At 32.7% G+C, this 25,418-nt stretch carries 24 protein-coding genes and 1 tRNA gene; 5 read left to right on the top strand and 20 right to left on the bottom strand.

Translation table 11 applies throughout. From position 1 onward, the window contains the following. Positions 1 to 260 precede the first annotated feature (260 nt). The 3 genes from FLAPXU55_RS16010 to FLAPXU55_RS16000 are packed head-to-tail and all read left to right on the top strand — an operon-like array spanning position 261 to position 3,641. Positions 261 to 1,616: a TolC family protein gene (locus FLAPXU55_RS16010; protein WP_180859377.1), complete on the top strand. Its 1,356-nt coding sequence runs from the start codon at positions 261 to 263 to the stop codon at positions 1,614 to 1,616. A 5-nt stretch (positions 1,617 to 1,621) separates the two neighbouring features. Then, entirely contained in the window at positions 1,622 to 2,872 is a 1,251-nt protein-coding gene (locus FLAPXU55_RS16005; protein ID WP_180859375.1) for an efflux RND transporter periplasmic adaptor subunit, read from the top strand. 55 nt (positions 2,873 to 2,927) lie between these two features. Next, on the top strand, positions 2,928 to 3,641 hold the full coding sequence (locus FLAPXU55_RS16000) for an ABC transporter ATP-binding protein (RefSeq protein WP_180859373.1): 714 nt from the start codon (positions 2,928 to 2,930) through the stop codon (positions 3,639 to 3,641). A gap of 121 nt (positions 3,642 to 3,762) precedes the next feature. Here the strand turns inward: FLAPXU55_RS16000 and FLAPXU55_RS15995 are convergent, their stop codons facing one another. The 18 genes from FLAPXU55_RS15995 to FLAPXU55_RS15910 form a co-directional block, all read right to left on the bottom strand. Next, on the bottom strand, positions 3,763 to 5,283 hold the full coding sequence (locus FLAPXU55_RS15995) for an amidohydrolase family protein (protein ID WP_180859371.1): 1,521 nt from the start codon (positions 5,281 to 5,283) through the stop codon (positions 3,763 to 3,765). Positions 5,284 to 5,607: 324 nt separating this feature from the next. Further along, positions 5,608 to 5,695 (bottom strand) — tRNA-Ser (locus tag FLAPXU55_RS15990). A 140-nt stretch (positions 5,696 to 5,835) separates the two neighbouring features. After that, entirely contained in the window at positions 5,836 to 6,234 is a 399-nt protein-coding gene (locus FLAPXU55_RS15985; protein ID WP_053471131.1) for an acyl-CoA thioesterase, read from the bottom strand. Positions 6,235 to 6,239: 5 nt separating this feature from the next. After that, positions 6,240 to 7,370, bottom strand: coding sequence for a 3,4-dihydroxy-2-butanone-4-phosphate synthase (gene ribB, locus FLAPXU55_RS15980; protein ID WP_180859363.1), 1,131 nt, complete (start codon positions 7,368 to 7,370; stop codon positions 6,240 to 6,242). Positions 7,371 to 7,372: 2 nt separating this feature from the next. Next, positions 7,373 to 8,830: an LptF/LptG family permease gene (locus FLAPXU55_RS15975; protein ID WP_180859361.1), complete on the bottom strand. Its 1,458-nt coding sequence runs from the start codon at positions 8,828 to 8,830 to the stop codon at positions 7,373 to 7,375. Positions 8,831 to 8,838: 8 nt separating this feature from the next. Next, on the bottom strand, positions 8,839 to 9,531 hold the full coding sequence (locus tag FLAPXU55_RS15970; protein WP_082356391.1) for a LolA family protein: 693 nt from the start codon (positions 9,529 to 9,531) through the stop codon (positions 8,839 to 8,841). A 7-nt stretch (positions 9,532 to 9,538) separates the two neighbouring features. Further along, complete coding sequence (locus FLAPXU55_RS15965; protein ID WP_180859359.1) at positions 9,539 to 11,986, bottom strand: DNA translocase FtsK; 2,448 nt, start codon at positions 11,984 to 11,986, stop codon at positions 9,539 to 9,541. A 13-nt stretch (positions 11,987 to 11,999) separates the two neighbouring features. After that, on the bottom strand, positions 12,000 to 12,374 hold the full coding sequence (locus FLAPXU55_RS15960; RefSeq protein WP_180859357.1) for a diacylglycerol kinase: 375 nt from the start codon (positions 12,372 to 12,374) through the stop codon (positions 12,000 to 12,002). Positions 12,375 to 12,387: 13 nt separating this feature from the next. Next, positions 12,388 to 12,885: a thiol peroxidase gene (gene tpx / locus FLAPXU55_RS15955; RefSeq protein WP_180859355.1), complete on the bottom strand. Its 498-nt coding sequence runs from the start codon at positions 12,883 to 12,885 to the stop codon at positions 12,388 to 12,390. Between the two features lie 371 nt (positions 12,886 to 13,256). Then, on the bottom strand, positions 13,257 to 13,514 hold the full coding sequence (locus tag FLAPXU55_RS15950) for a DUF6952 family protein (protein ID WP_042566605.1): 258 nt from the start codon (positions 13,512 to 13,514) through the stop codon (positions 13,257 to 13,259). A gap of 106 nt (positions 13,515 to 13,620) precedes the next feature. Next, positions 13,621 to 13,929: a thioredoxin family protein gene (locus FLAPXU55_RS15945; protein WP_007805605.1), complete on the bottom strand. Its 309-nt coding sequence runs from the start codon at positions 13,927 to 13,929 to the stop codon at positions 13,621 to 13,623. Between the two features lie 226 nt (positions 13,930 to 14,155). Then, the gene (locus FLAPXU55_RS15940; RefSeq protein WP_053471125.1) at positions 14,156 to 14,794 is read right to left on the bottom strand and encodes a peroxiredoxin; all 639 of its coding nucleotides are present in this window, start codon (positions 14,792 to 14,794) and stop codon (positions 14,156 to 14,158) included. 122 nt (positions 14,795 to 14,916) lie between these two features. Continuing rightward, positions 14,917 to 16,530 (bottom strand): glycoside hydrolase family 3 protein, encoded by a 1,614-nt coding sequence (locus FLAPXU55_RS15935; protein WP_180859353.1) that lies wholly within the window; start codon positions 16,528 to 16,530, stop codon positions 14,917 to 14,919. Between the two features lie 2 nt (positions 16,531 to 16,532). Continuing rightward, positions 16,533 to 16,979, bottom strand: coding sequence for a GNAT family N-acetyltransferase (locus FLAPXU55_RS15930; RefSeq protein WP_180859351.1), 447 nt, complete (start codon positions 16,977 to 16,979; stop codon positions 16,533 to 16,535). Between the two features lie 194 nt (positions 16,980 to 17,173). Then, on the bottom strand, positions 17,174 to 17,515 hold the full coding sequence (locus tag FLAPXU55_RS15925; protein ID WP_053471121.1) for a tetratricopeptide repeat protein: 342 nt from the start codon (positions 17,513 to 17,515) through the stop codon (positions 17,174 to 17,176). Between the two features lie 21 nt (positions 17,516 to 17,536). Continuing rightward, a complete protein-coding gene (locus tag FLAPXU55_RS15920) occupies positions 17,537 to 18,856 on the bottom strand; it encodes an MFS transporter (protein ID WP_180859349.1) in 1,320 nt (439 codons plus the stop codon). Continuing rightward, positions 18,843 to 20,414, bottom strand: a complete 1,572-nt coding sequence (locus FLAPXU55_RS15915; protein ID WP_180859347.1) for a glycoside hydrolase family 10 protein — start codon at positions 20,412 to 20,414, stop codon at positions 18,843 to 18,845. Before FLAPXU55_RS15915 ends, FLAPXU55_RS15920 begins: the two co-directional genes overlap by 14 nt. 249 nt (positions 20,415 to 20,663) lie before the next feature. Then, complete coding sequence (locus FLAPXU55_RS15910; RefSeq protein WP_180859345.1) at positions 20,664 to 21,872, bottom strand: anhydro-N-acetylmuramic acid kinase; 1,209 nt, start codon at positions 21,870 to 21,872, stop codon at positions 20,664 to 20,666. Between the two features lie 468 nt (positions 21,873 to 22,340). Between FLAPXU55_RS15910 and FLAPXU55_RS15905 the strand changes: the two genes are divergently transcribed. Further along, a complete protein-coding gene (locus tag FLAPXU55_RS15905; RefSeq protein ID WP_180859343.1) occupies positions 22,341 to 22,895 on the top strand; it encodes a LemA family protein in 555 nt (184 codons plus the stop codon). Next, the gene (locus tag FLAPXU55_RS15900; protein WP_180859341.1) at positions 22,895 to 23,851 is read left to right on the top strand and encodes a DUF3137 domain-containing protein; all 957 of its coding nucleotides are present in this window, start codon (positions 22,895 to 22,897) and stop codon (positions 23,849 to 23,851) included. The genes FLAPXU55_RS15905 and FLAPXU55_RS15900 overlap by 1 nt, the downstream gene beginning before the upstream one ends. Positions 23,852 to 23,904: 53 nt before the next feature. Here the strand turns inward: FLAPXU55_RS15900 and FLAPXU55_RS15895 are convergent, their stop codons facing one another. Next, complete coding sequence (locus FLAPXU55_RS15895; RefSeq protein ID WP_180859339.1) at positions 23,905 to 24,645, bottom strand: DUF5131 family protein; 741 nt, start codon at positions 24,643 to 24,645, stop codon at positions 23,905 to 23,907. Then, positions 24,642 to 25,418 (bottom strand): three-Cys-motif partner protein TcmP (gene tcmP, locus FLAPXU55_RS15890; protein WP_180859337.1); only part of this gene is annotated, 777 nt, incomplete at its 5' end. The genes FLAPXU55_RS15895 and tcmP, both read right to left, overlap by 4 nt.

Here is a 25,418-nt window from a genome sequence, read left to right as displayed (position 1 = left end):
GAAGTTGTTTTTAGGAGAAAATCAGAACTAAAAAAGTGTGGTTCGTTGTAACAAATATAAAAATAATAAGCGAATTCTGATTTTAATTGTTAAGATATTCGACACTGAGTGTAAAAATATTTGACACTTTTAAAAAGGTGTTTTTTAAATATTTGTTGTAAGTGTTTGATAATGAATTGTGTATTTTTTTGGCACGACGCTTGGATAAACGGTAGCAGTAGAAAAAGAATAATTTGAATTCCGTTATAAACAACTAATATATGAATATTAAAAATAATATTAAAACTGTAATTATACTCTTTTTGATTTCTAAATCAGCAATCGCTCAACAATCTTGGACATTAGATCAATGCATAGACTATGCAGTTGAGCACAATCTTAAATTGAATGAGTACAAGTATAATTTTGAAGCAAATAAAGAAACTCATAAACAATCTGTTAGAAGCTTATTGCCCGCAATTGAGGGAGTTTTAGGTTATAGTACTCGATATGGGCGTTCTATTGACCCTATTAATAATAATTATACAACTACAAGCTTTTTTACAAACGAATATACTTTACAGTCTTCTGTTGATTTATTTAAAGGCTTCCAAAAAATAAATACAATTAGATTGACAAAGTTATTACAAAATGCTGCACAACAGGATTTATTACATGAAAAATATATGCTGGCTTTTAGAGTAATGGTCGCTTTTTATGATATTTATTTTTATCAGGGGTTAGTAGTTATATCTAAAGAACAATTAGAAATCTCACAAACTAATTATGACCTTGTTAAAAGAAAAATAGATTTGGGCTTAAAGGCTGGTACTGATTTGTATGAAGCAGAATCTACATTAGTTTCAGATAAATTACTGCTTACTCAACATGAGAACAGCTTAGCAATTGCTCAATTAAAACTTATTCAGGAAATGAATTTAGGGGATATAAGCAAGATTTCATTAGCAGAACCATCAAATGAATTTGATATGCCTGATAGCGATCCTGCTTTAGAAGATTATGAATCAATTTTTAAGACGGCAAAGAGTTTTGTTCCGCTGATAAAATCTGAAGAATTTAAAACTCAGGCAGCGATGAAAGATGTTTCGATAGCGAAAGGGGCCTTATATCCAACTTTAACATTATTTGGAGCGTATGGTACAGGATATTATGAAACTTCCTTTGATGAAAACGGAAAAACGATTCCATTCAAGAACCAGTTCAGTAATAATGCAGCGCAGCAGGTTGGTTTTTCATTAAAGATCCCAATTTTTAACGGTTGGTCTGCCCACTCAAATATCAAACAAAAAAAGATAGAATTTGAAAGGGCTAATAATAATCTGAATCTACAAAAACAAGAACTCTATAGACTGATTCAGGAATTAGTGCAAAATCAAAAAGCTTTTGAAAAAGAATTCGAGCAAAGCAATCAAAAAATAGCAACAAGAGAACTTGCATTTAAGATAGAACAGAGAAAGTATGAATTAGGATTAATAAGTGATATAGACCTGTATCAGTCAAAAACTCTGTATGCTAACTCCAAGAATGAAAATTTGCAGGTAAAAATAAAACTAAAAGTCAACAAAAAAACATTGGATTTTTATAAAGGATTATCAATTTTTAACATCAAGAACTAATTAATATGGACATTCGAATTGAAAAGAAAAAAGGCCTAAAACTTAAGCATGTGGGCTATGCGGTACTAACAATCGTAGTGATTGCTGTAGTGTTTAAAGTATTTTTAAGTGACTCATTAGGCACATATGACATTGAAAAAAATAAATTATCAATCGCTCAGGTTACTCAGGGCAAGTTTGATGACTATATTACAATCAATGGTAATATTGCCCCAATTTCTACAATCTACCTGGATGCATACGAAGGAGGAAGGGTAAAAGAAAAACTAGTAGAAGAAGGAAATATGGTTAAAAAAGGGGATGTAATTTTAAAACTGGAAAACTTAGACCTGTACGAGCAAATTCTAACAAGCGAAAGTAATCTTGCCCTAAAACAAAACGATTTAAGATCTACAAAACTGGCTTTTGATACAAGACAGTTAACAGATCAAAAAGATCTTGTTAATTCTCAATATGATCTTCAAAAGCTTAAAAGAAATTACGAGCAAAATGAATCTTTATATAAAGAAAAACTTATTTCTAAAGAAGAATATTTACTATCGAAAGAAAAGTATAACCTTACCAAAGAACAGTACGTTATAAATAAAACACAAGCAGATAGTGACAGTAAACTAAGAAACACATCGTTTAAAAGTTTAGATGCCGATTTAGTACGCATGAAAAAAATATTAAATATGGTGTATCAACGATTGGATCATTTAAATGTGAAAGCTATTGCAGATGGGCAGCTTGGACTTCTTAATGCAGAAGTAGGACAAAATATTAGCCCTGGTGACCGTATAGGACAAATAAATGTACTAACCAACTATAAAATTGAAGCCACAATAGATGAACATTATATTGATCGTGTAAAAAATGATTTATCAGCAAGTTTACAGCGTAACAACACAGAATATCCTTTAAGAATACAAAAAGTTTATCCGGAAGTTCGTGATGGAAAATTTAAAATTGATCTTGTTTTTGTAGGTGGCAAACCAGAAAATATAAGAACCGGTCAAAGTTATAATATTAAATTACAGCTGGGAGAATCTAAAAAAGGGATTTTGTTACCAAAAGGCAGTTTCTTTAACAGCACGGGCGGACAATGGGTTTTTGTTGTAGATAATAAGACAGAACAGGCATTAAAAAGACCAATTAGAATTGGAAGACAAAATTCAAAATATTATGAAATTTTAGAAGGTCTTAATGGTGGAGAAAATGTTATAATTTCTGGTTACGAAGGATTTAAGGAAGTTGACAAAATAATATTAAATTAGCAAACAATACATTAACAAGATAAATTGCATACAAATACTTAAAAAATATAGAAAGATGATAAAAATTAAAAATTTAAAAAAGAGTTTTAGAACAGAAGATATTGAAACTCTAGCGTTGAATGATATCAATTTGAATGTAGCAGAGGGAGAATTTCTTGCTATTATGGGACCGTCAGGCTGTGGAAAATCAACATTGTTAAATATTGTAGGTATGCTGGATAATCCTTCAGAAGGAAGCTATAAATTTAATGATATTGAAGTAGCAGGTTTTAAAGAGCAAGAACTTACCACTTTGCGAAAAGGAAACTTAGGTTTTGTATTTCAAAGTTTTAATCTAATTGAAGAATTAACGGTTTTTGAGAACGTAGAATTACCCTTAATGTATCTTAATATCAGTAAAAGTGAACGAAAAGCAAGAGTATTAGAAGTTCTTAAAAGAATGAAAATTGCTCACAGAGAAAGCCATTTTCCAAAACAATTATCTGGAGGACAGCAGCAGCGTGTAGCTATATCTAGAGCTGTAATAACAAGACCTAAATTAATTTTAGCAGATGAGCCTACAGGTAACCTGGATTCTAAAAATGGAATTGAAGTGATGAATTTGTTAACTGAATTAAATAAGGAAGGTGCTACTATTGTAATGGTAACCCACTCAGATAGAGATTCTCATTATGCACATAGAGTAATTAATCTATTCGATGGACAAATAATGAGCGAAGTAAAAACATCTCCGTTAGCAACAGCAGCTGTGGCTCAAAGTTTAGTATAAAAAAGTACTGCATCAAGTGAAAGCAAAAGATGCTGTACAATAAAATTTTTAGATAATTGAGTGAAAAAACCTGCAGATCTGCAGGTTTTTTTTTATCTAATCCAGGAAAATTATACTTTGATTAATTTAAAAACTCGTCAATTTTGATACTCCTGTTTTCATTATTTGCATTTTCTATAGCTTTCAAAATACTTGTGATTTGATTTTTATTCATCATATATTTTCCAAAGAAAACACTTTCTATAGTTTTTGTATTTTTAATATTTTCTAATGGATTCTTTGAAAGAAGAATTAAATCTGAATTATATCCTGTTTTTATTTTTCCTGTTTTGCTTTTTAGCCAATTGCTAGGTTCAACAGTTGCAGAATAAAGTACTTGTGAGTTTGTCATTCCTGCCTTAGCTAAAGATTGCAGCTCATTATGAAGCGAAAAACCCGGAACAATAGTAGCAACGTTTGCATCTGTCCCTGCCATAATTGTAACGTTATTTTCAATTAACGCTTTTGTCATAATATGGATAGCTTCAACATACGTGTTCCAGAAAGTTAACGACGATTTTAATGCTTCAGGATTATCCTCGCCATCATATTCGTATCCATTTTTACCAGGTAACCAGCCTAACTTATATATTGGACTGCCTTCAATAATTTTAGGATTAGCGTATTTTAATTCTATTTCTCTGAGTCTGGATTTTAAGTCGAATCTCTGTTTTGGAAAACTTTCAACTAACGAAATAGTTGAGGTTACACAAATATTGTTTTCCTTTAATTTTTTGGCTATTAGCTTTGACTGTATTTTTAAGAAATTAATATATTCTTTTGGATTTTTAGAAATTGATTTTCCAAAATCATCCATATTTTTGATGGTTAATTCTTCAACGTGAGCAACCTCTTTTTGACCTGAATGGTACAAAGTGTCTAAGTTAACCAAAGGAATGTGTCCTATAACAGGAAGGTTGTTTTCTTTGGCAAACTCAATTGTCGTTTTATACATTTCGGGATTAACAAAACCGTACATTTTAACGGCATCGTATCCTTGTTCTTTTATCTTTTTAATTTCTTTTTGGGCATCCTCTTTAGTTGAATAATTAATAGCCTGTCTTGTCCAGCTAAAATAATAACCGCTTAATCCACTTTCGCTGTATATTGGAGGAGATGCAATAAACATTCTGGGGCCAATGCCATTTTTCTTTTGTTCCTTTCTCCATTCTAAAGTTACAGGTCTTCCGGCCATTTCCCTAATATAAGTGATACCATTAGTTAAATATAGAAATAGGTCGTTTTGACTTTCTTTTAAATGAACGTGTGAATCTATAAGACCTGGAATTAAAAATTTATTTGTTCCATCTATTATAATAGCTGTGCTGTCCAAAGGTTGATTTTTTCCCAAGCTGACTATCTTTCCATTTTCAATGACTATTGTCTGGTTTTTAATAAAAGAAGTACAATCTTCTGAAAGTACATTGACATTTTTTATTTGAATTGTTTTGGAGGGCTTTACAAAAGAAGAAATGGGAATGACTTTAGTTGATTTACCTAAAACTTTATTTAATTCATTATCTGACCAGATAAAAACGCAGATAATAAGGACTAACAATATTATAATGGCATATATAAACCTCCTGAACCATATTTTTTTCATGAATTAATTATTTGGATTTTAAATGTAAATATACATTAAAAAGAGCGGTAATTTAAGGTATAAACGTTTGCTGTGTGAGTTTATTCTGTGCATAAATAAAAAGATGGAGAACCATAGTTAGATAATTTACCAGCAGATGAAAAAAGTAATGTTCAACAATGTAAGGATATGTAAAGCTTGGAGAAACAGATTAGTTTAAATAGAATAAACTAATGGTTAAGCTTATAGAAGATGCACTTTTTAAGATATAGATAATAAAGAAAAAACCTTTAAACATTACTGTTTAAAGGTTTTTGATTTTAAAGTTTCTTTTGAAACTTCTACTGGCGGAGAAAGAGGGATTCGAACCCCCGGACCTGTTACAGTCAACAGTTTTCAAGACTGCCGCATTCGACCGCTCTGCCATTTCTCCAGTATGTCGCTATCATTTCGTGATTGCGAGTGCAAATATAAGACGGTTTTTCGGTTCTGAAAACTTTTTTGGAAACTTTTTTTAAATAATTTTCAAGTGCTTAATTATCAGTATTTACGAAAAAGAGATTTTTGAAAAAATTAATCCAAATTGTCCAAAATTGGCGTTGGTTTCTTGTTTTCATCAACAGCAACAAACGAAAAAGTTCCTGAAACTACTGTTTCGCGAAGCTCGGTATACATTTGTTCCATAAAAATATCAACGTGAATTTTACAGCTTGTTCTTCCCACGCTTACAACTTTTGCAACCAATTCGATTAAAGTTCCAGCAGGAATTGCTTTTTTAAAGTCGATTTGACCTGTAGATATCGTAACTACTTTTTTACGGCTGAAACGTGTAGCACAAATAAAAGCCACTTCGTCCATTAAATGAAGCGCAGTTCCTCCAAATAAAGTATCATAATGATTCGTTGTACTCGGGAAAACCGCTTTAAAAATATGTGTTTCAGATTTTAAAATTCTTTCTTCTAATGTACCCATAAAGATTAGTAAGTTACGTATTCAGTTATTTCAAGACCATATCCAATCATTCCGACACGTTTTGTTTGTTCCGTGTTCGAAACCAATCTAATCTTAGAAATATCAATATCATGAAGGATTTGAGCCCCAATTCCGTAATCTTTACTATCTATGATAACTTTTGGTGCTTTTAATGTTCCTTGTGCCTGCAAAGTTTTAAGTTCAGAAATTCTGTTTAATAAATTTACAGCCGTCATATCTTGGTTAATAAAAATAACCGCACCTTTACCATGTTCATTAATAACCTTAAACATATCGTCTAACTGCTGTTCTGCATTATTAGTCAATGTTCCTAATAAATCATTATTAACCTGAGAAGAGTGGATTCTCGTCAAAATTGGTTCTCCAAGATTCCATGTTCCTTTCGTTAAAGCAATATGAATTTGTTTATTTGTAGTTTGCTCGTAAGCTCTTAATCTAAAAGTTCCAAAACGGGTTTCGATATCAAAATCTTCTTTTTTAATGATAAGACTGTCGTGCTGCATTCTGTAAGCAACCAAATCTTCAATCGAAACTAGTTTTAAGTCAAATTTCTTTGCCACTTTTATAAGTTCAGGCAAGCGAGACATTGTTCCGTCTTCATTCAAAATTTCACAGATAACACCTGCAGGTTTAAATCCTGCTAATCTTGCAAAATCAATTGCAGCTTCTGTGTGCCCTGTTCTTCTTAAAACCCCACCTTGTTTAGCAATTAAAGGGAAAATATGTCCAGGACGCGCTAAATCATGTGGTTTTGTATTTAGATCAACTAGAGATTGTACCGTTTTAGATCTGTCAGCAGCAGAAATTCCGGTTGTAACACTATTTCCTTTTAAATCTACAGAAACTGTAAAAGCAGTTTCCATATGATCTGTATTATTAGTAACCATGGCGCGTAAATCAAGCTCCTTGCAACGGCTTTCTGTAAGTGGTGTACAGATTAATCCACGTCCGTGTGTAGCCATGAAATTGATCATATCAGGAGTAACTTTTTCGGCAGCAGCTAAAAAGTCACCTTCATTTTCACGATCTTCATCATCAACTACAATGATTACTTTACCTTGACGAATATCTTCTATAGCTTCTTCAATGGTATTCAGTTGAATTTTTGTTGACATAATTATTCTTTGTTTTGAGCTGGTGAAAACCGCTCGGAAATTTTTTGAAATAGTTGTGAGATTGGGGTAGTTATCGCATCAAAATTAATTAATCCGTTGTCATTTGTGGCACGATAAGTCAGTAATACCGCTAATGGAGAAAGAATAAACGACGACATCCATGAACCCATAAAAGGAGTCATTCCGCCTTCCTGCGATAATCTTTTTCCAAAAGTATTAATGAAATGAAAAGTAATAAAAATTAAAACCGCAAAAACAATTGGTAAACCAAGTCCGCCTTTTCTAATAATAGCTCCAAGAGGTGCACCAATAAAGAACATTAAGAAGCATGCAAAAGCAATAACAAACTTTTCATATAATGCTGTTAAGTGCTTGTTGATTTCTCGCTGTTTGTCTTTTAAATCTTTTTGGGTTGATTCAATAGAGAAAACATTGCTGGTAACATTGCTGCTTGCCATTTTTAGAACATCAACTTTTTCTTTATTGTTGTATAAAGACAAAAGATCACTTGGTAAAGCTTTTTTCTTTTTTGCTTTATCAGTAACAAGAGTGCTTGATCTTCTAAATCCAACACGTTGATTTATATTCTCAGAAAATGAAATAATTTCATTATCAAGATTCTTGTTTAATGAATCTAAAGTATAACGTAATTCATTAACATTAAGCATAGCATTTGTACCGGCAATGCTTTCTTTGCTGTCGTCAACCTTATTTAATTCGGATAAATCAATGTTAATAATATGCTTTTTAAAAGCGCCTTTTATAAAAGGAAGTTTAGCACGGTCTTCGTATTTTTTTGGAGTAACATCCTGATAATAATAACCATCATTTAAAACCAGTTTCAAAATACTCGATTTCTCATTACTGATCAATTCACCATCTTTGGCTTTAATAACCGTTTTGTTTTCTCCAAAATTGTTTGCCTTTTCGTGAATAGTAACACCAGTAAGAATATTTCCGTTTTCGCCAGATTTTTTGTTGACTTTAATGTTGTACGTTCCAACATCGTTAAACTGACCTTCGGCAATTGCCATGGCTGGTTTTGCCTGCGCGATATTTTTTCGGAAGTTCACAAACTTATATTCGGCAAAAGGAATAACATTATTGGCAAACCAAAATGCTACAATACTCAAAACGAATATAAAAATAATTAAAACCCGCATTGCTCTTTGAAGTGAGATTCCGGAAGATTTCATGGCAGCAAATTCATAATTCTCGGCTAAATTTCCGAAAGTCATAATCGAAGCCAAAAGAACCGATAACGGTAAAACCAGCGGTATAATACGCGGCATAGAAAAAAGCAGGAATTTCACGACCAATATTAAGTCGAGATCTTTACCTGCTAGTTCTGATATAAATAGCCATACCGTTTGAAGTATGAATATGAAAAAAAGGATTACAAATACCGTGGTAAATGTAACTAAGAATGTTTTTAATAAGTATTTGTCTAGAATTTTCAACCTTCTGATTAATCTAATTTGTTGATGTAGTATTTCGGGTATTTACTCGCTACAAAGGTAAATTGATTTTTTGATAATGGCTGATTGGTTTTAAAAGAATTAACGGTTAAAGTTGTTTTTGTTCCGTTTTTTCCAGTTTCAATCAAATTATAGATGTGTTTTGTCTGAACATCAATACCTAAAAGAATTTCTTTTCTTTGATCTTTTCCAGTAGTTGGTACTAATTTAATGTATTGAATCTTTCTTCCTTTTACATTTTGTACGATATCCATATTGTATTTGTAACCAGAATTAAAGAAAGTAAGCATTTTTGAAGGCGTGATAGCATTATCATCCTTTTCATTTACTTTAGAAACCGTAACTTCTTCGTCTTCAGGAACAATTGTGTATGTTTTTTGTCCGTCAAAAATTTTAGTAACACCCATAAAATTCAATACATATTGATTCCCTTTCATGGTTACATTTCCTTTACTGTCCTGGTTAATATTCTCTTTTGCATTATTTAGAGAATATTTAAAATCAATAACAATATTATCGTAGCTTTTTATTTTAGCAGTCACTTCGTTCAATAAATCTTTAGCTTTTTTATCCTGAGCTTGAATAGAAGTGAAGCTCAAAAGCAAGATAACTGCCATTTGAAAACACTTTTTAGTCATGTTAGTGATAGAATTGTTTTTGATTTCCTGAATGTTTGTTCTCATGATTGGATTAATTTTGTTCATTATTAAAGAATTGATCAAGAGCACTTAAGTCTAAAATGTTCACACTTCTTGCTTTACTGCCTTCAAACGGTCCAACAATTCCTGCTGCTTCCAGCTGATCGATCAAACGACCGGCTCTGTTGTAACCTAATTTTAATTTTCTTTGCAGTAATGAAGCAGAACCCTGCTGCGCATTAACAATAATCTCGGCAGCTTCTCTAAATAAGGTATCTCTTTCGGAAATATCCATATCAAGATTAATGCCAGTTTCTTCTCCAACAAACTCCGGAAGCAAATATGCTGTGGCATATGCCTTTTGTGAACCAATAAAATCTGTGATTTTTTCAACCTCTGGCGTGTCAATAAATGCACATTGTACACGCGTTACGTCATTTCCGTTTGTGTACAGTAAATCTCCACGTCCTATTAACTGGTCAGCTCCCTGAGTATCTAAAATTGTTCTTGAGTCAATTTTTGAAGTTACCCTAAATGCAATCCTCGCAGGGAAATTGGCCTTAATTAAACCTGTAATAACGTTTACAGAAGGTCTTTGTGTTGCAATAATTAAGTGAATACCAATAGCACGCGCCAGCTGAGCCAAACGGGCAATCGGAACTTCAACTTCTTTTCCTGCAGTCATAATTAAATCGGCGAACTCATCGACAACTAAAACGATGTAAGGTAAAAATCGGTGTCCGGCTTCCGGGTTTAATTTTCTTGCTTTGAATTTTTCGTTGTACTCTTTAATATTACGAACCATCGCATCTTTTAATAAAGAATAGCGATTGTCCATTTCGGTACAAAGTGAATTCAAAGTATTGACTACTTTTGCGTTATCAGTAATAATAGCGTCTTCTGTATCAGGAAGTTTCGCTAAATAATGTCTTTCTATTTTATTGAAAAGCGTAAGCTCTACTTTTTTCGGATCGACCAAAACGAATTTTACTTCTGCCGGATGTTTTTTGTATAAAAGCGAAGTCAAAACCGCATTCAATCCAACCGACTTTCCTTGTCCTGTTGCTCCCGCCATCAATAAGTGAGGCATTTTGGCAAGATCGACAACAAAAGTTTCGTTTGAAATGGTTTTTCCTAAAGCAATTGGCAGTTCCATTTCGGCTTCCTGAAATTTAGCGGCACCAATAACGCTTTTCATTGAAACCATAGTTGGAGTCTTGTTTGGAACCTCGATACCAATTGTTCCTTTTCCAGGAATTGGTGCAATAATACGAATTCCTAAAGCGGATAATGACAATGCAATATCATCTTCTAAACTCTTAATTTTAGAAATTCTGATTCCGGCTTCCGGTACAATTTCGTATAAAGTTACCGATGGACCAACGGTTGCTTTAATCTGAGCAATTTCAATTTTGTAGTTACGAAGCGTATCTACAATTTTATTTTTGTTTTCTTCTAATTCTTCCTGATTAATGGTAATTCCACCCGTCGAATATTCTTTTAATAAATCGATAGTTGGGAATTTATAATTGGATAAATCCAAAGTTGGATCAAATAACCCGAAATCAGCAACTAAACGAGATGCTAAGTTTTCTTCGATAATATCTTCTTCTTCCGCTTTTTCAATTACAAATGCTTCATCAGGAGAAACTAATGGAAGTTCTTGTTTTGGCTGAATTGGTTTTAAAATCGGATTTAATTCAATTTCTGACGAATGATTGATTGTTGGTTTTAAAGCTTCTTTGTTGATTTCGAATTTAGAATCATCTGTTTTTAAATGAATGTTATCCAGTTCAGGATCTTCTTCAATTGCAAATTCTTCTAAATTATAAGCGCTTTCAGGTTCTAAATCCTGCTGCGGTTTTTTGATCGAATTTAATTCTGATTTTAATTCGTTTTTAGTGGAATCAAAATAAGACTGAATTTTTTCCGGAGATACTTTTATTTTGAAAATCAAATAAACGATCAATCCAAAAAGCAAGGTCAATAAAGTTCCGGTTTTCCCGATGTAATCCTGAAGGAAAAGATTTAATTCATAACCAATTGTGCCTCCTAATTCTGGTGCCGAAGTAGCAAAAAAACCAAATAAAATAGATACTATGATAATGGCAAATAAATCCCAAAACCATGTATTTTTTAATTTTTTAGTCGAAAGTTCTAATGCCAGAAATAATCCGGTTAAAAAGAATAAACGAACAATTATAAAAGAGGCAAGACCGAAACCTCGGTATACAATTAAGTCTGCGAGAAAAGCCCCGAATTTTCCGAGCCAGTTTTGCACTACTTCTTCACGATCTCCAAGCTGACTAACCGCACTTTGGTCTGTCTGCCATTGTCCGTTGACATAAAACGAAATAAATGCAACTAATAATGCAATAGAAAAGAGTACCAAAAGGCAGCCCAAAACAAATTTTTGTTGTTTGGATAATGACCAGGATCTAATGCTGGCGACTTTTGATTCGGTTTTTTTGTCTACAGTTTCTTTTTTTGTTTTTGCCATTCTTGCGTTCCGCCTATATAAATTTTGGAATATAAATTATCAAACCAATCGCTATTGCTGTCATGGCGGCAAAAAATACCGCTCCTGCAGCAATATCTTTAATAAACCCAATTCGTCTGCTGTAATCGGGATGGATAAAATCGGCGATTTTTTCAACAGCCGTATTTAATCCTTCAATGCTTAAAACCAAACCAATGGCTAAGGTTTGACATAGCCATTCGGTTTGAGAAATATGAAAATAGAACCCGGCAATGGTCATAATAATTCCCAGTGAGAATTGAACCATAACGCTGTGTTCTGTTTTTATCAGTTTTACAGCTCCTTTAAAAGCGTAAGTTACACTCTTTAAACGACCTGTAACAAAAGTGTTATCTTTTTGAAACTCCATTTAGTGGAAAATATTATAGTGCTGCTAAAGCCGCTTCGTAATTTGGTTCGTTTGCAATTTCAGCAACTTGTTCTGTATGAGTAATTGTTCCGTTTGCGTCAACAACAATAATAACTCTTGAGTGTAAACCTGCTAAAGGTCCGTCAGTGATTTCTAAACCATTTGCTTTACCAAAAGCTCCTGTTTGAAAATCAGATAAATTCACTACATTATCTAAACCTTCGGCACCACAAAAACGTTTTTGAGCGAAAGGTAAATCTCTTGAAATACATAAAACAGTAGTATTTTCTAATCCGCTTGCACTTTGGTTGAATTTTCTAACAGATGCTGCGCAAGTTCCTGTATCAACACTTGGAAAAATGTTTAAAACTAATTTTTTACCAGCAAAATTGCTCAAAGAAGCAACTGATAAATCGTTTTGCACTAATTTAAAATCAGCAAGTTTAGAACCAACTGCTGGTAATTCGCCTGATGTATGAACTGGATTTCCTCCTAATGTTATTGAAGCCATGATAATTTTTTTTAATGAGGTTCAAAAGTAAGGATTAATATTTGAATCTAAAAGTATTTGTTAAGGGTTTAAGGTGAGATTAAGGCAGAAGTTTATTCGTATTGGTTTGCGTATATATGGCACACAGATGACACAGATTTAACGGATTTTTATTCTCATTTTTGTCAGGCTGAGCGAAGTCGAAGCCCGCACAAAGTAACTCCATAATCTAAATCGATAATCTTTGCGTGGGCTTCGACTTCGCTCAGCCTGACAAAGATTGGGTAAACTGAAAACTGCGACCGAAAACTGTAAACAAAAAAAAGCGTCTCAAAATTGAAACGCTTTTTCAGTCATGTTTTTTTGTTTTTTATTTGAAAAAGAGGCCGATATTATTTATCGATAGAACCTAAAACACGTTTCATGAATGCGTTTAAAGCTTCTTTTTTATCAGTTCCCTGAGAAACCATTTTGTGTACCTCAAGTGCACCGTACATATTCGAAATCAATTCGCCAATTACATCCAATTCTTCATCTTTAAGAGAAGGAATTTCGGTCATAGCTTCAAGAACTTCAATCGTTTCAATTATATAATCCTGATCGTTTTCTTCGATGAACTGCGTTAATTGCTTTATTACTGGTAATTTCATGTTTAGATTTCTTAGATTTTTAGACATTCTTAGATTTTAGACCTTTTTAAAGTTTATAGTACTTCTAAGAAGTCTAAAAATCTAAGCCAGTCTAACTAATCTAAATTTAAGCAATTGCGTTTACAAGATCGATTAAAACTTCTTGTTTATTAGTCTGCGTTTCACCAACTAATTGCCCGTTTACGAAAGTTGCAAATGTTGGCAGGTTGCTCACATTAGCTAATTTTCTTGATTCAGGAGAATTTTCTGCATCAACCAAAACAAAAGTGATAGCTTCATTTTCTGTTGCTAATTTTTTGAATTTTGGTTTCATAATACGGCAGTTTCCACACCATGATGCTGAATATTGTACTACTACTTTTTCGTTTTTAGCAACTAAATCTGCTAACGTATCTTCGTTTAAGTCGATTAACATAGTTTTTATTTTTAAGACACTAAGTTGCTAAGGTTCTAAGATGCTAAGTTTGCTCTCGAACCGAATAACTTTGTGTGGATTTATTGATGTTTTTTTTTAAAGTCGTTGAGATTCTAAGATCTAAGTTTAATCTTAGAATCTCTTGACTTTTATTGTAGAATTATATTTAAGATTCAAAAGTTAAGTTAAAAAACTTAGCATCTTAGAACCTTAGTATCTTTGAAACTTAATTAGCGCTTAAGTATTCAGCAGTACTAACTCTGTCTGCAGACATAGCTTCTTTACCAGCTTCCCAGTTTGCAGGACAAACTTCACCTTTAGTCTGGATGTGCGTATAAGCGTCAACCATTCTTAGGTATTCGTTTACGTTACGTCCTAATGGCATATCGTTTACACTTTCGTGAAAGATTTTTCCAGTTTCGTCAATAAGGTAAGTAGCTCTGTAAGTTACGTTTGAACCTTCGATGATAACTGAATCAGTATCTTCGCTGTAGCTTGTAGATTCGATATCAAGAATACCTAAAATGTTAGCTAAGTTACGGTTTGTATCAGCTAAGATTGGGTAAGTAACACCTTCGATTCCACCATTGTTTTTTGGAGTATTTAACCAAGCAAAGTGAACTTCGTTTGTATCACAAGAAGCACCAATTACGATAGTATTTCTTTTTTCAAATTCTGGTAATGCAGCTTGAAAGGCGTGTAATTCAGTTGGACATACAAAAGTAAAATCTTTTGGGTACCAAAATAAAAGTACTTTTTTATTGTTGTTTACTGCTTCTTCAAAAATGTTGATTTTTAAATTGTCACCCATTTCTGAGATAGCATCTACTGCAATACTTGGGAATTTTTTTCCTACTAAAGACATATTTTTCGTTTTACGTTAAAAATTTATTTGATGCAAAAGTAGGGTATAAGCACATATTCTTACAATAAGATGTGATTATAAAAACTTATAAGTTGATAAATTTTGACTATTTAACTTTTAACTTATTGTATATCAATGTTTATTGGGAGAATTCCGTTTGAAGAAATTTTAGCTAAAAATTGAATTGCTGCCGTTTTTTGAAATTCTTCAAAATCCTGATACGCCTGAACTAATCCTGAAGTCTTTTTTAGATTCGGAATTATGGGTAAAACATACGGATTTCCGAAAACGTAAACAATGCATTTTTTGGTTTGAAGTAAATCAGAAAGCAGTTCTAAAACTTCATCGTTAATTTCAAAATTATTCGCTGGTTTTGCTTTGGGAACAAATAATGAAATGATAATAGTTTCGAAATTCTCTAATTGTTTTTTGATTGCAGAAATATCCGAAACTTCTAAATTTTCAAAAGCAAATTCAGGAGATTCTAATTTTGAATTTAAAGTTTTGAAGAAAGTGTTTTCGGTATTTTTATATAAACTTAATTTAGCTAATTTGTTGTTTTTCTGAGAATCAAATGCCAATTCCGAATTTGAATTATCAATAATTGTGGTAATAGCATTTTGAGCAATTTCCAGATTTAATTCAGATGCTTTTTCGAAATTTAATTCGCCCGAAGCAGCAGTGTTTCCAGAAAGAATTCCTGCTTTTTCTTTAGCCTTCATGATTCGGCTATAGCTTTGGAAGATGCGATCTGGAGATGCATTTCTAAAGATAGCTTCGATTCCTTCGGGAACATTTTCGGCGAAGCATAAAATATCATTTCCGGCATTAAAAGCTTCCCATTCCAGCTGACCTTTGGTTTCGTATAATTTTGAAACACTGTGCATATTTAAAGCATCAGAAATCACCAACCCATCATAACCTAATTTGTCGCGTAAAAGATCCTGAATCACAGCTTTTGATAATGTTGCCGAGGTATCTTTTCCATCATTTAAACTTGGAACGGCTAAATGTCCAATCATAATCGAATCGACATTATTTCCAATTCCTTTGATGAACGGATATAATTCGTTTTCTAATAATTCTTCCAGCGTTTCTTTTAAAACCGGTAATCCTAAATGCGAATCGACATTAGTATTTCCATGTCCGGGAAAGTGTTTCAGACAACCTAAAACGCCAACTTCCGACATTCCGTTTAAATATTCAACTGCAAAATTGGCTACTTTTTCTTTGTTTTCACCAAAAGAACGATATCCAATAACAGGATTATTTGGATTATTGTTGATATCGGCCAAAGGCGATAAATTATACTGAATTCCGGCTGCTTTTAAATCTAAACCTATTTGTTTTCCAACTTCAAAAACCAAATCAGATTTGTTTTCAGGTAATGCGCCAAGTGTAATCGCATAAGGATATTGTGGCGTTTTTTCGATACGCATTGCCAATCCCCATTCGGCATCTATGCTGATTAAAAGTGGAGTAGAAGCAGCTTTTTGATAACGAACAATAAGTTCTTTGATTTTTTGATAGCTGTCATCATTAAAAACAACTTTTTTCTTGCTTTCATAATTCGTTGCAGCGCTCGCACGACTATGAAAAAAGGTCAGTCCGCCAATGTTGTGTTCTTTTATTAAACGTTCGGTTTCCTGAATATTTTCTTCGGTATCGTTTATAAAAACGGCAGGAAAAAAGAATTGTCCTATTTTTTGTCGTAGTGCTTCGGCTGTAATTTTCATTATTATAAAGTCTTTTTCATGCAGACGCTGTTATCCATTTTTTCATAAGGCGGATAATTTGGAATGATTGTGTAACCTAATTTTTGGTACAAATTTATGGCTTCGGGCTGGTTTTTACCAGTTTCGAGAATAGTATAAGTATAGCCGACTTCTTTCGCCCAAATTTCTAATTCGGCTAAAACTTTAGAAGCAATACCTTTTTTTCGATAATCAGGATGAACGTACATTCGTTTGATTTCGGTTTTGTCGCTTTCTTTTTCGCGAAAAGCGCCGCAGCCAACAGGAATGCCGTTTTCATAATAAACAATCGTGTGTTTTATTTTATCGGTTTTATTAAACTGATTGTAAAACGCATGATCATCTCCGTCCCGAATCGCTAAATCCTGATCTAATAAAACAACCAGCTTTATAAAATCTGGATCATCTGAGTTTGTTCGTTTTATGTTCATGATTTAGAATGCTTAGATTGTAGTATCGTTTAATTTTCTAACACATAGAAACATAGTATTTAGTTCTTGGAAAAGGCGTTTCACTTTATTTAAATACATCCCGATGCTTCGGGACTATGTGTTGAGAAACGAGTTTCTCTTTTTTATTCTTTTTACACAAAAAATCTATGTTTCTATGTGTTTAAAAGAATGTTTTATTTCAATTTTGCTTTCTTTTGTTTAGCCAATTGCTTTTTGGTTTCAATTGCTTTATCCAATCGGTTTTTAAAACGGAAAAGTTTTGGTAAACCTTCAAGTCGGTCTTCGATTGTAATTTCTTCATAAACCACAATTGCTTTTTCTAAAACCCTGATTTCATTGTCAAGATCATTTTGGTTTTTGTAGATTGTTGCTAATCTATCGTAAGGATGATTCCCTTTAAAGCTTTCTGCGACATTTTCCTCATATAATTCAATTGCTTTTTCAAGATTTCCGGTTTTTTCGAACTCAGCTCCTTTTAAGTTGCGTTCGGCCTGCAAATTTTCATTGATTTCCATAAGTAAGAGTTTGATTTGGGGTTAAACTTCTTCTGATTTTTTCCCAAAATCTTTCGGGAAAATTAAAAAACGTGATAAAATAAGACCTGGAATTGTGGCTATAAAAACCCAAATAAAGAAGTTTTGATAACCTAAAAATTGTTGTATAAAACCGCTCAACATTCCCGGAAGCATCATTCCTAATGCCATAAATCCGGTTGCAAGTGCATAATGTGCTGTTTTTGATTCTCCTTCGGCAACATGAATTAAAAACATCATAAAACCTGTAAATCCAAAACCATATCCAAATTGTTCCAAAATTACGGTAATACAAGTATACAGATTTAATGGAGAATTTATTTCAAAAAAATATAAATTTATATGAAGGTGGAAAAGTTCCTGCGGCTGAAAATGAGCAAGTCCAATAAAACCAAGTATTGGCAGATGCATAGCCAAAAACATAGGAAGCATCCATTTAGTAAGACCGTGTTTTGAAATGGCAATTCCGCCTAAAATTCCGCCAATTGTTAAAGCAAAAATCCCTAAAGTTCCATAAATAATCCCAACAGATTCAGTAGTTAAGCTCATCCCGCCAACTTCTTTTCCGTCTAATAAAAATGGACTTAACATTTTAAGCAATTGTGATTCTCCTAATCTGAAAACCAGAATAAAAGCTAACACTAAACCAATTTGTTTTTTCTTAAAGAAACTGGTAAATATAGAACCAAAATTTTGATGATGATCTTTATTATCTGCTACAACATTTATTTCATTTCTTGGAGTAAAAACAAAATTATAAATCGTTATAAAAGTCATTAATAAACCAACGCCAATCATTGTATACGACCATGCTTTGGTATTATCGCCATATTTTTGTTCCAGATATCCGGCTAAAAGCACAATTAATCCGTTTCCGGCAAGCATTGAAAGCCTGTAGAAAGTACTTCTGATTCCGAGGAAAAAAGACTGCTGATTTTCTGGTAAAACCAATAAATAAAATCCATCACTGGCAATATCATTTGAAGCCGAAGCAAAGGCGGCAACCCAGAAAATTGCTAATGTCATCATGAAAAAGCCATTGGTTGGAATCGTAAAACCGACTAATAAGAAGGCAATCGAAATCAATAACTGCATCGATAAAAACCATTTTCTTTTGGTTCCGTTCAATTCAATAAAAGGGCTCCAAAGCGGTTTTATAACCCAAGGTAAGTATAATAAACTGGTGTAAACGCCAATATCTTCATTTGAAATACCTAAGTTTTTGTACATAATTACCGAAACCGAGATAATTACGGCGTAAGGCAGTCCAGACGCAAAATTAAGAAGAGGAATCCAGAACCAGGGTTTATTATCTGTTTTCATTAGGCTGAGCAGGTGAATAGATTTTAAAATTCTTTTTTAAGTCGGCAGCAGTTGGGGTGCTTTCGTTTGCAAAATAATCAATAAATGTTACAGCGCAAGCTTTATACATATCGATTTTTTCTGCGGGAATAGAAAATGATATAACGCCGTCTTTTTCAACAGCTCTTACTTTGTCGATGATTTTTTCGGCATCGTTTGTATTTATCTTTGAAATATGCTCTCCGCCATAAATTACAATATAACGCACTTTCGTATTCAGCGGATTTTTGATGCTGAAAGAATATTTTATGGTGTCTTTTGCAAAATCTGTAATAACCGGCGTATCAATAATAATACGTTTTAAATTTGGAACCGCGGCAGGAAGCGCAGGAAAACGATATTGATTGTCTTCCAGAAGGCGAACAAGATCTAAGTTTTTGTTCATGAACCATTTTGCACTGAAATAAGCACTTCCGGAAACATTTTTAGTACTTCTGGCAAAATCAATCTGGGTTGGAATTTCGCTGATATAATTCCAGCTTTTATCGCCGTCGGCTCTAATTTTATAAGAAGCGTGACCGATATAAACAGCTGTATTATTAGAATTTTCTGCCCACCATTTTACTAATTTTGAATAAGAAGCTCTAGGATTATACATGCTCCAATACAATTGAGGCAAGATATAATCGATCCATTTTTGATCCATCCATAAAAGCGGATCGGCATATAAATCATCGTAATTTGCAGTTGACTGCGTTTCTGAACCTTTTGGGTCAACAGATTTATTTCGCCAAACTCCAAACGGACTGATTCCAAATTGAACCCACGGTTTGCTTTCTTTTATAGTTGTTGAAATCGTATGTACAAAGTTGCTCACATTGGCACGACGCCAATCTGCTAGACTTAAACCTGAACCATATTTTTTGTACGAAGCCGAGTCGTTAAATACTTTTCCGGGAACGGCATACGGATAAAAATAATCATCAAAATGAATCGCGTCGATATCGTATTTGTCAACGACTTCTTTTACGACTTTTGTTAAATGTGCCTGAACTTCTGGCAATGCAGGATCGTAATAGTATTTTCCGCCATATTCGATCATCCATTCAGGATGTTTAAAAACGTCGTGATTTGGACTTAAAAGATTTTTATTTAAATCGAAAGTCGCTCGATACGGATTCAGCCATGCATGAAATTCAAAACCTCTATTGTGTGCTTCTTCAATCATCCACGCCAAAGTATCATAATATGGACTTGGAGCTACACCTTCTTTTCCTGTTAAGAATCTTGACCAAGGCGCAAGCTCTGTTGGATAAAAAGCATCACCAACACTTCTTATCTGAACGATAACAGCGTTGTAATTTAATTGTTTGTAAGTTTCAAGGATTTCTAAATAATCTGCTTTTTCTTTTTCAACATTATCTGTGGCTGTTTTTGGCCAGTCAATATTTACTACAGTCGCAATCCAGACACCTCTAAATTCATTTTTAGGATGCATTATTTTTTCTTGTGCGTTAGATTTTAATCCAAAGAAAAATAAAAGAATGATTGAGTATAGTAAGTGCTGATTTTTATGCATTTTAATCTTTAATTTTAACAAGAACCAAAAATAGTTTGTTTTGCTAGGAATTCAATGAATTCTGCTAAATTTTATTTTAAATGTTTTTTTGCCACGAATTACACAAATTTCCACCAATTTTTTATTCTCAAAGTATTAAAAAATAATTCGTGAAAATTCGTGTAATTCGTGGCAGTTTTTTTGCCACAGATTGAAAGGATTATTTTGATTAATCTTTTTAATCTTTTAATCTGTGGCAAACTTTATTATTTAGTCTGGAAAAGAAATTTTCCCCATTGTTACGGATGGAATTCCTTTTTTTGAACCAAAATTATAATTTCCTCCTGCTACGGTTTCATTAGCCAAAACGGCAAATAAAACGGCTTCTTTTGCATCGCCTGAAATTCCCAGAACATCGCTTTTTTCAAATTTACAAGACAATAATTCTTGTAACCATTTCACCAATAACGGATTTCGTGCGCCTCCGCCAGACATATAAACTGTAAACTCTTCGATTGGAGTTTTAGTATTTTGTACAACAAACAAAACCGCTTCGGCAATTGTCTCGGCACTAAGGCGTGTTAAACTCGCAAGCAAATCTGGTGCCGAAATGTTTTCTAAACTTAATTTTACTAAAGCCGAGTTCACAAAATCATGATTGAATAATTCCTGACCAATTGTTTTTGGAAAGCTTTTTTGGAAGAAAACATTACTTTTTAATTCGCTTAAAAGTTCCTGATTTACAGTTCCGCTTTTAGCGATTTCAGCATCTTTATCGTAACTTTTTTCAGGGAAAAACTGTTTGGTAAAAATATCGATTAAAGTATTTGCGGTTCCGGTATCGGTTACAAAAACCTCTTCTGCGTTTTGAGAAGCTGGTAAATAAGTGAAATTTGCGATTCCGCCCATGTTGAGCATAATTCGGTTTTCGCCTTTTTTGCTGAATAACAAATAATCGCCATAAACCGCAAGAGGTGCACCTTCGCCGCCCGCCGCAACATGTTTTTGCCTGAAATCAGATAAAGTGATAATTCCGGTTTTTACCGCAATATGATCGCCGTCGCCAATTTGTAAAGTTGCATTTGGAAATTTTTCCTGCTGATGCAAAAACTTCGGCGCATGCAAAACTGTTTGTCCGTGCGAAGCGATTAGATCAACTTCGTTTGCGGGAATGTTCCATTTTGAAAGACAATCGTTAATCATTCCGGCGTGCAAGTCTGCAATCCATTCGTTTAGTAAAACCAAATGCTGAAAATCGATTGTTTTTTTAGCAAATACTTTTCTGATTTCGATTTTAATATCCTCGCTGTAATCGATAGTTTCAAATTGTTCGATTTTCACAACCGTGTTTTCGCCTTCGCCAGAAATTTCACAAAGAGCCAAATCGAGTCCGTCGAGTGAAGTTCCTGACATTAAACCTAGTATTTTTCGGGTTTCTTTTTGAGCGATTTCATAAAGAGCACTTACATTTTTATTCATTAAAATGATGTTTTAAAAAGCATTTTATTTGGAAACGCTAAAATGGGATTTTTTACATATAAATATAAGTAAACTTTGAGATTTATTTTTTAAACGCTGCGGGTAATTGTTTTTTAAACACATAGAGACATAGTTTTTCTTTGTGAAAGGCGTTTCACTTTTTTAAAACAAACATAGAGAAAGGTGTTTTAAAATGAATATAATAACATTGTATTTAATATAGCCAGTGGTTTCAACCACTTTGACACAGAATAATTCACGATGCGTTTCCAGTGGTTAAAACCACTGGCTATGTTTTAAAAGGAATGAGAATATTATGCGACTATGTGTAAAATCTTGATTTTATTTAATCCTTTTATTCACTCCCAAAAAACTATGTTTCTATGTGTTTAAATAAAAACACAATGCTAAACAAAACTTATTCCCGTTTTTATATATTTGTTTTCAAACTAATTAAAAATTAAACCAATGATTGTTGTTATTATTCTTTTTGTTTTCATCATAATCGGAGTGTTCATTTACAATTCACTTATCGAAAAAAGAAACCAGGTTACGAATGCTTTTTCTTCTATTGATGTAATGTTGAAAAAACGTTTTGATTTGATTCCGAATTTAGTTGAGATTGTAAAACAATATACTAATTACGAACAAAGTACCTTAACTAAAATCGTAGAACTTCGTTCAAGAGCAACTTCAGGTTCTTTAACCGAGGCCGAAAAAGCAAGTTTAGATACTGAACTTAGCACAGCTGTAAAAGGTTTAATGGTTACGGTTGAAAATTATCCGGACTTAAAAGCAAATACCAATTTCTTAAACCTACAAAGCACTTGGACAGAAAGCGAAGAACAAATTGCGGCTGCCAGAAGAACGTATAATGCTTCGGTTACGAGTTACAATAACGCTATTATGATGTTTCCGGGAAATTTGTTTGCAGGAATGTTGAATTATACTAAAATTGATGTTTTGGCTACTCCAGAAGAAGAGCGTAAAAATATTAGTGCAAAAGAACTTTTCAATAATTAATGGATTCAGGAATTAGCAACAATTCAGCCTTGCATGAGGTTTTGAATACATTAGAAGTTGAAAGAAAAAAAATAGCCGAAACCTATAAAACCACTTACATTTTATTTGGCCTTGCCATTGTATTTATGATAATTGGTTTATTGATTAGATTTCCGACTTTAGGTTTTCTGGGATTTGCCGTTTCTGCCATCACTGGTATCGTAATGCATTTTAGAATTGGCGACGATGTTAAGAAATACAAAATGGCTTATAAAACTAATGTTGTAGGATCTGCATTAAAAAATATAAATGAAAGTTTGACGATAACGCCGCAAAGCGGACTTCCCGAATATGAATTTAGAAGTTCTGAACTTTTTACAACGGAATCTGATCGTTATAAAACACAGGATTTAATAAGCGGAACAAACGATAAAACTTCTTTTTGGTTTGCCGAAGTTCACGCCGAATACAAAACCGAAACTAGTACAAAAAACGGAACCCGTACAAACTGGCATACCATTTTTAAAGGAATTGTTTTTGTGGCCGATTTCAATAAAAACTTCAATGTTTCGACAGTTGTTCGCCCAAAAGGTTTTGGAGAAGCTTTTGGTTCCTGGTTTTCTAAAAACGTTTTTAGTTTTGGAAACACCGATGTTATCGAATTAGAAAACATCGATTTCAGCAATAAATTTGTAACCTATTCCAGTAACCAAATCGAAGCGCGATACATTTTAACGCCTGCCATGATGGAAAGAATTCTGGATTTAAACGGTAAATGCGACGAAACGATTTCGGTTTCGTTTATTCATTCTAAAATGTATATTGCTTTTCCGTTGTCCGAAAATTATTTTGAAGCGCCTATTCATTCTTCGCTTTTAGATCCCGATTTACTTTCCGGAGATCATTCAATTGTGAAATTCATGCATGATATTGTTCATGAACTGGATTTGAATACTAGGATTTGGGGGAAGGAGTAGAGTTGAAAATAAAGAGTTTTTAGTATTTTTGAACTTTATAAATAACATGATATTTATAAAGCTAATTCTACTTCTGGTTCCTCATTCCATTCTTTACCAAGTAAAATTCTTCCGTTCGCTTTTTTACTTCTTTTAACGCCATCTTCTCCCCATGTACCCCATTGTTTAAAGAAGAAAGCAACACCCTGTTCATCACATTGCCTCTGAATATCAATTGCCCATTCTGGCTTCATTGGTCTTGCCTTATGTCCACTTTCTCCACCAACAATAACCCAGTGAATATTTTTTAAATTTAATTTACCAACACTTCCAATTAAAGGTTCGATAGATAAAAATCTGATTTCTGCATCAATATTTCTTAAAACATCTATTCTGTTTTTACATTTTGCATTTTCTACAGTTACACCTAACCAAACATTTTTAGGAACTATACGATTTTTAAAATAATCCTCTAAAATATTTTCTCTTTTTGTTAATATTTGATATTGATGTTTTGGTGTGACTTCAATTGTTTGAAAAACTTTATCTAAGAAAGTATATGGCATTTTTTCATGAAAAAGATCACTCATTGAGTTTACAAAAAACTTTGTGGGTTTTTTGATTTTTTTTGGAAGTTCAAGCCTATCAGGCATTAATGTAAATTCAAAACCATTTTCATATCCAGGAGCACCCATTGCTTGAAGCCTTTTTGCCATAACTTCAGCATAACAGTTTTTACATCCAGATGTAATCTTATTGCATCCGGTGGAAGGATTCCATGTGGCATCAGTCCATTCTATTTTAGAATATTTCACTTTAAATTTATTTTGATATCATTTGGAGTTGCTAAGTTATGTATTTTTTCAGTTTTAGTTTTGACACTCATAATTTTATTCTCTTTTTCAAGTTTTTTCAAGACCTCATTACAGTGCTTAGGTAAACAACCAAAATCTAATGTACATAAATAAATTTTATATAAGGAGGTTTCTCTTTTATTCAATATAAGATCTCGCAACATACATTCTAAAACCCCTAATTTCTTAATTGTATTTTGTTCTTCAAAAACTGATAATTGTCCATCAACAATTTTTTCTTCATCTATATTATAATTTGCATCACCTGTGTGTGGATTAATTTTCCAACCAACTTTTAAGAATTTTTCTAATCCTAAAGTATGATTTGAACCAAAAATAAGGCCATATATATTTATACCTTTTTTTATTGAAAAAGGTGCTAACATATAATTTGTATCAACTAGAGATTTGTAGTATTCAAAAACAACTTTATGTGAATGAAATGGTTTGGAATCTTCAAAATTTTCTTTTGTAATAGTCAAATAAGATTTGAATTCAGGAAGTTCATTAAATCTTCTAACAAAAGAAGATGATATAAAAAAAATAAAATCAGTTCTTTTGAAACTTATTAATTTTTTAAAAATTTCATTTGTAATTTCTTTAATTCCAAATTGATCTAAAATCATTAATTTAGGAAGACTATCATGAATAATCATCTTTGGATATAAATCAAGAAACAATTCCTGAAACGATTTATTATATAAATGAACAAAGATTTTATTTTTATTGTATGG

The organism is Flavobacterium panici, assembly GCF_903819335.1.
Classification (GTDB): domain Bacteria; phylum Bacteroidota; class Bacteroidia; order Flavobacteriales; family Flavobacteriaceae; genus Flavobacterium; species Flavobacterium panici.
The sequence above is the reverse complement of the archived record's forward strand: the minus strand, read 5'-3'. Positions and strand labels throughout refer to the sequence as shown.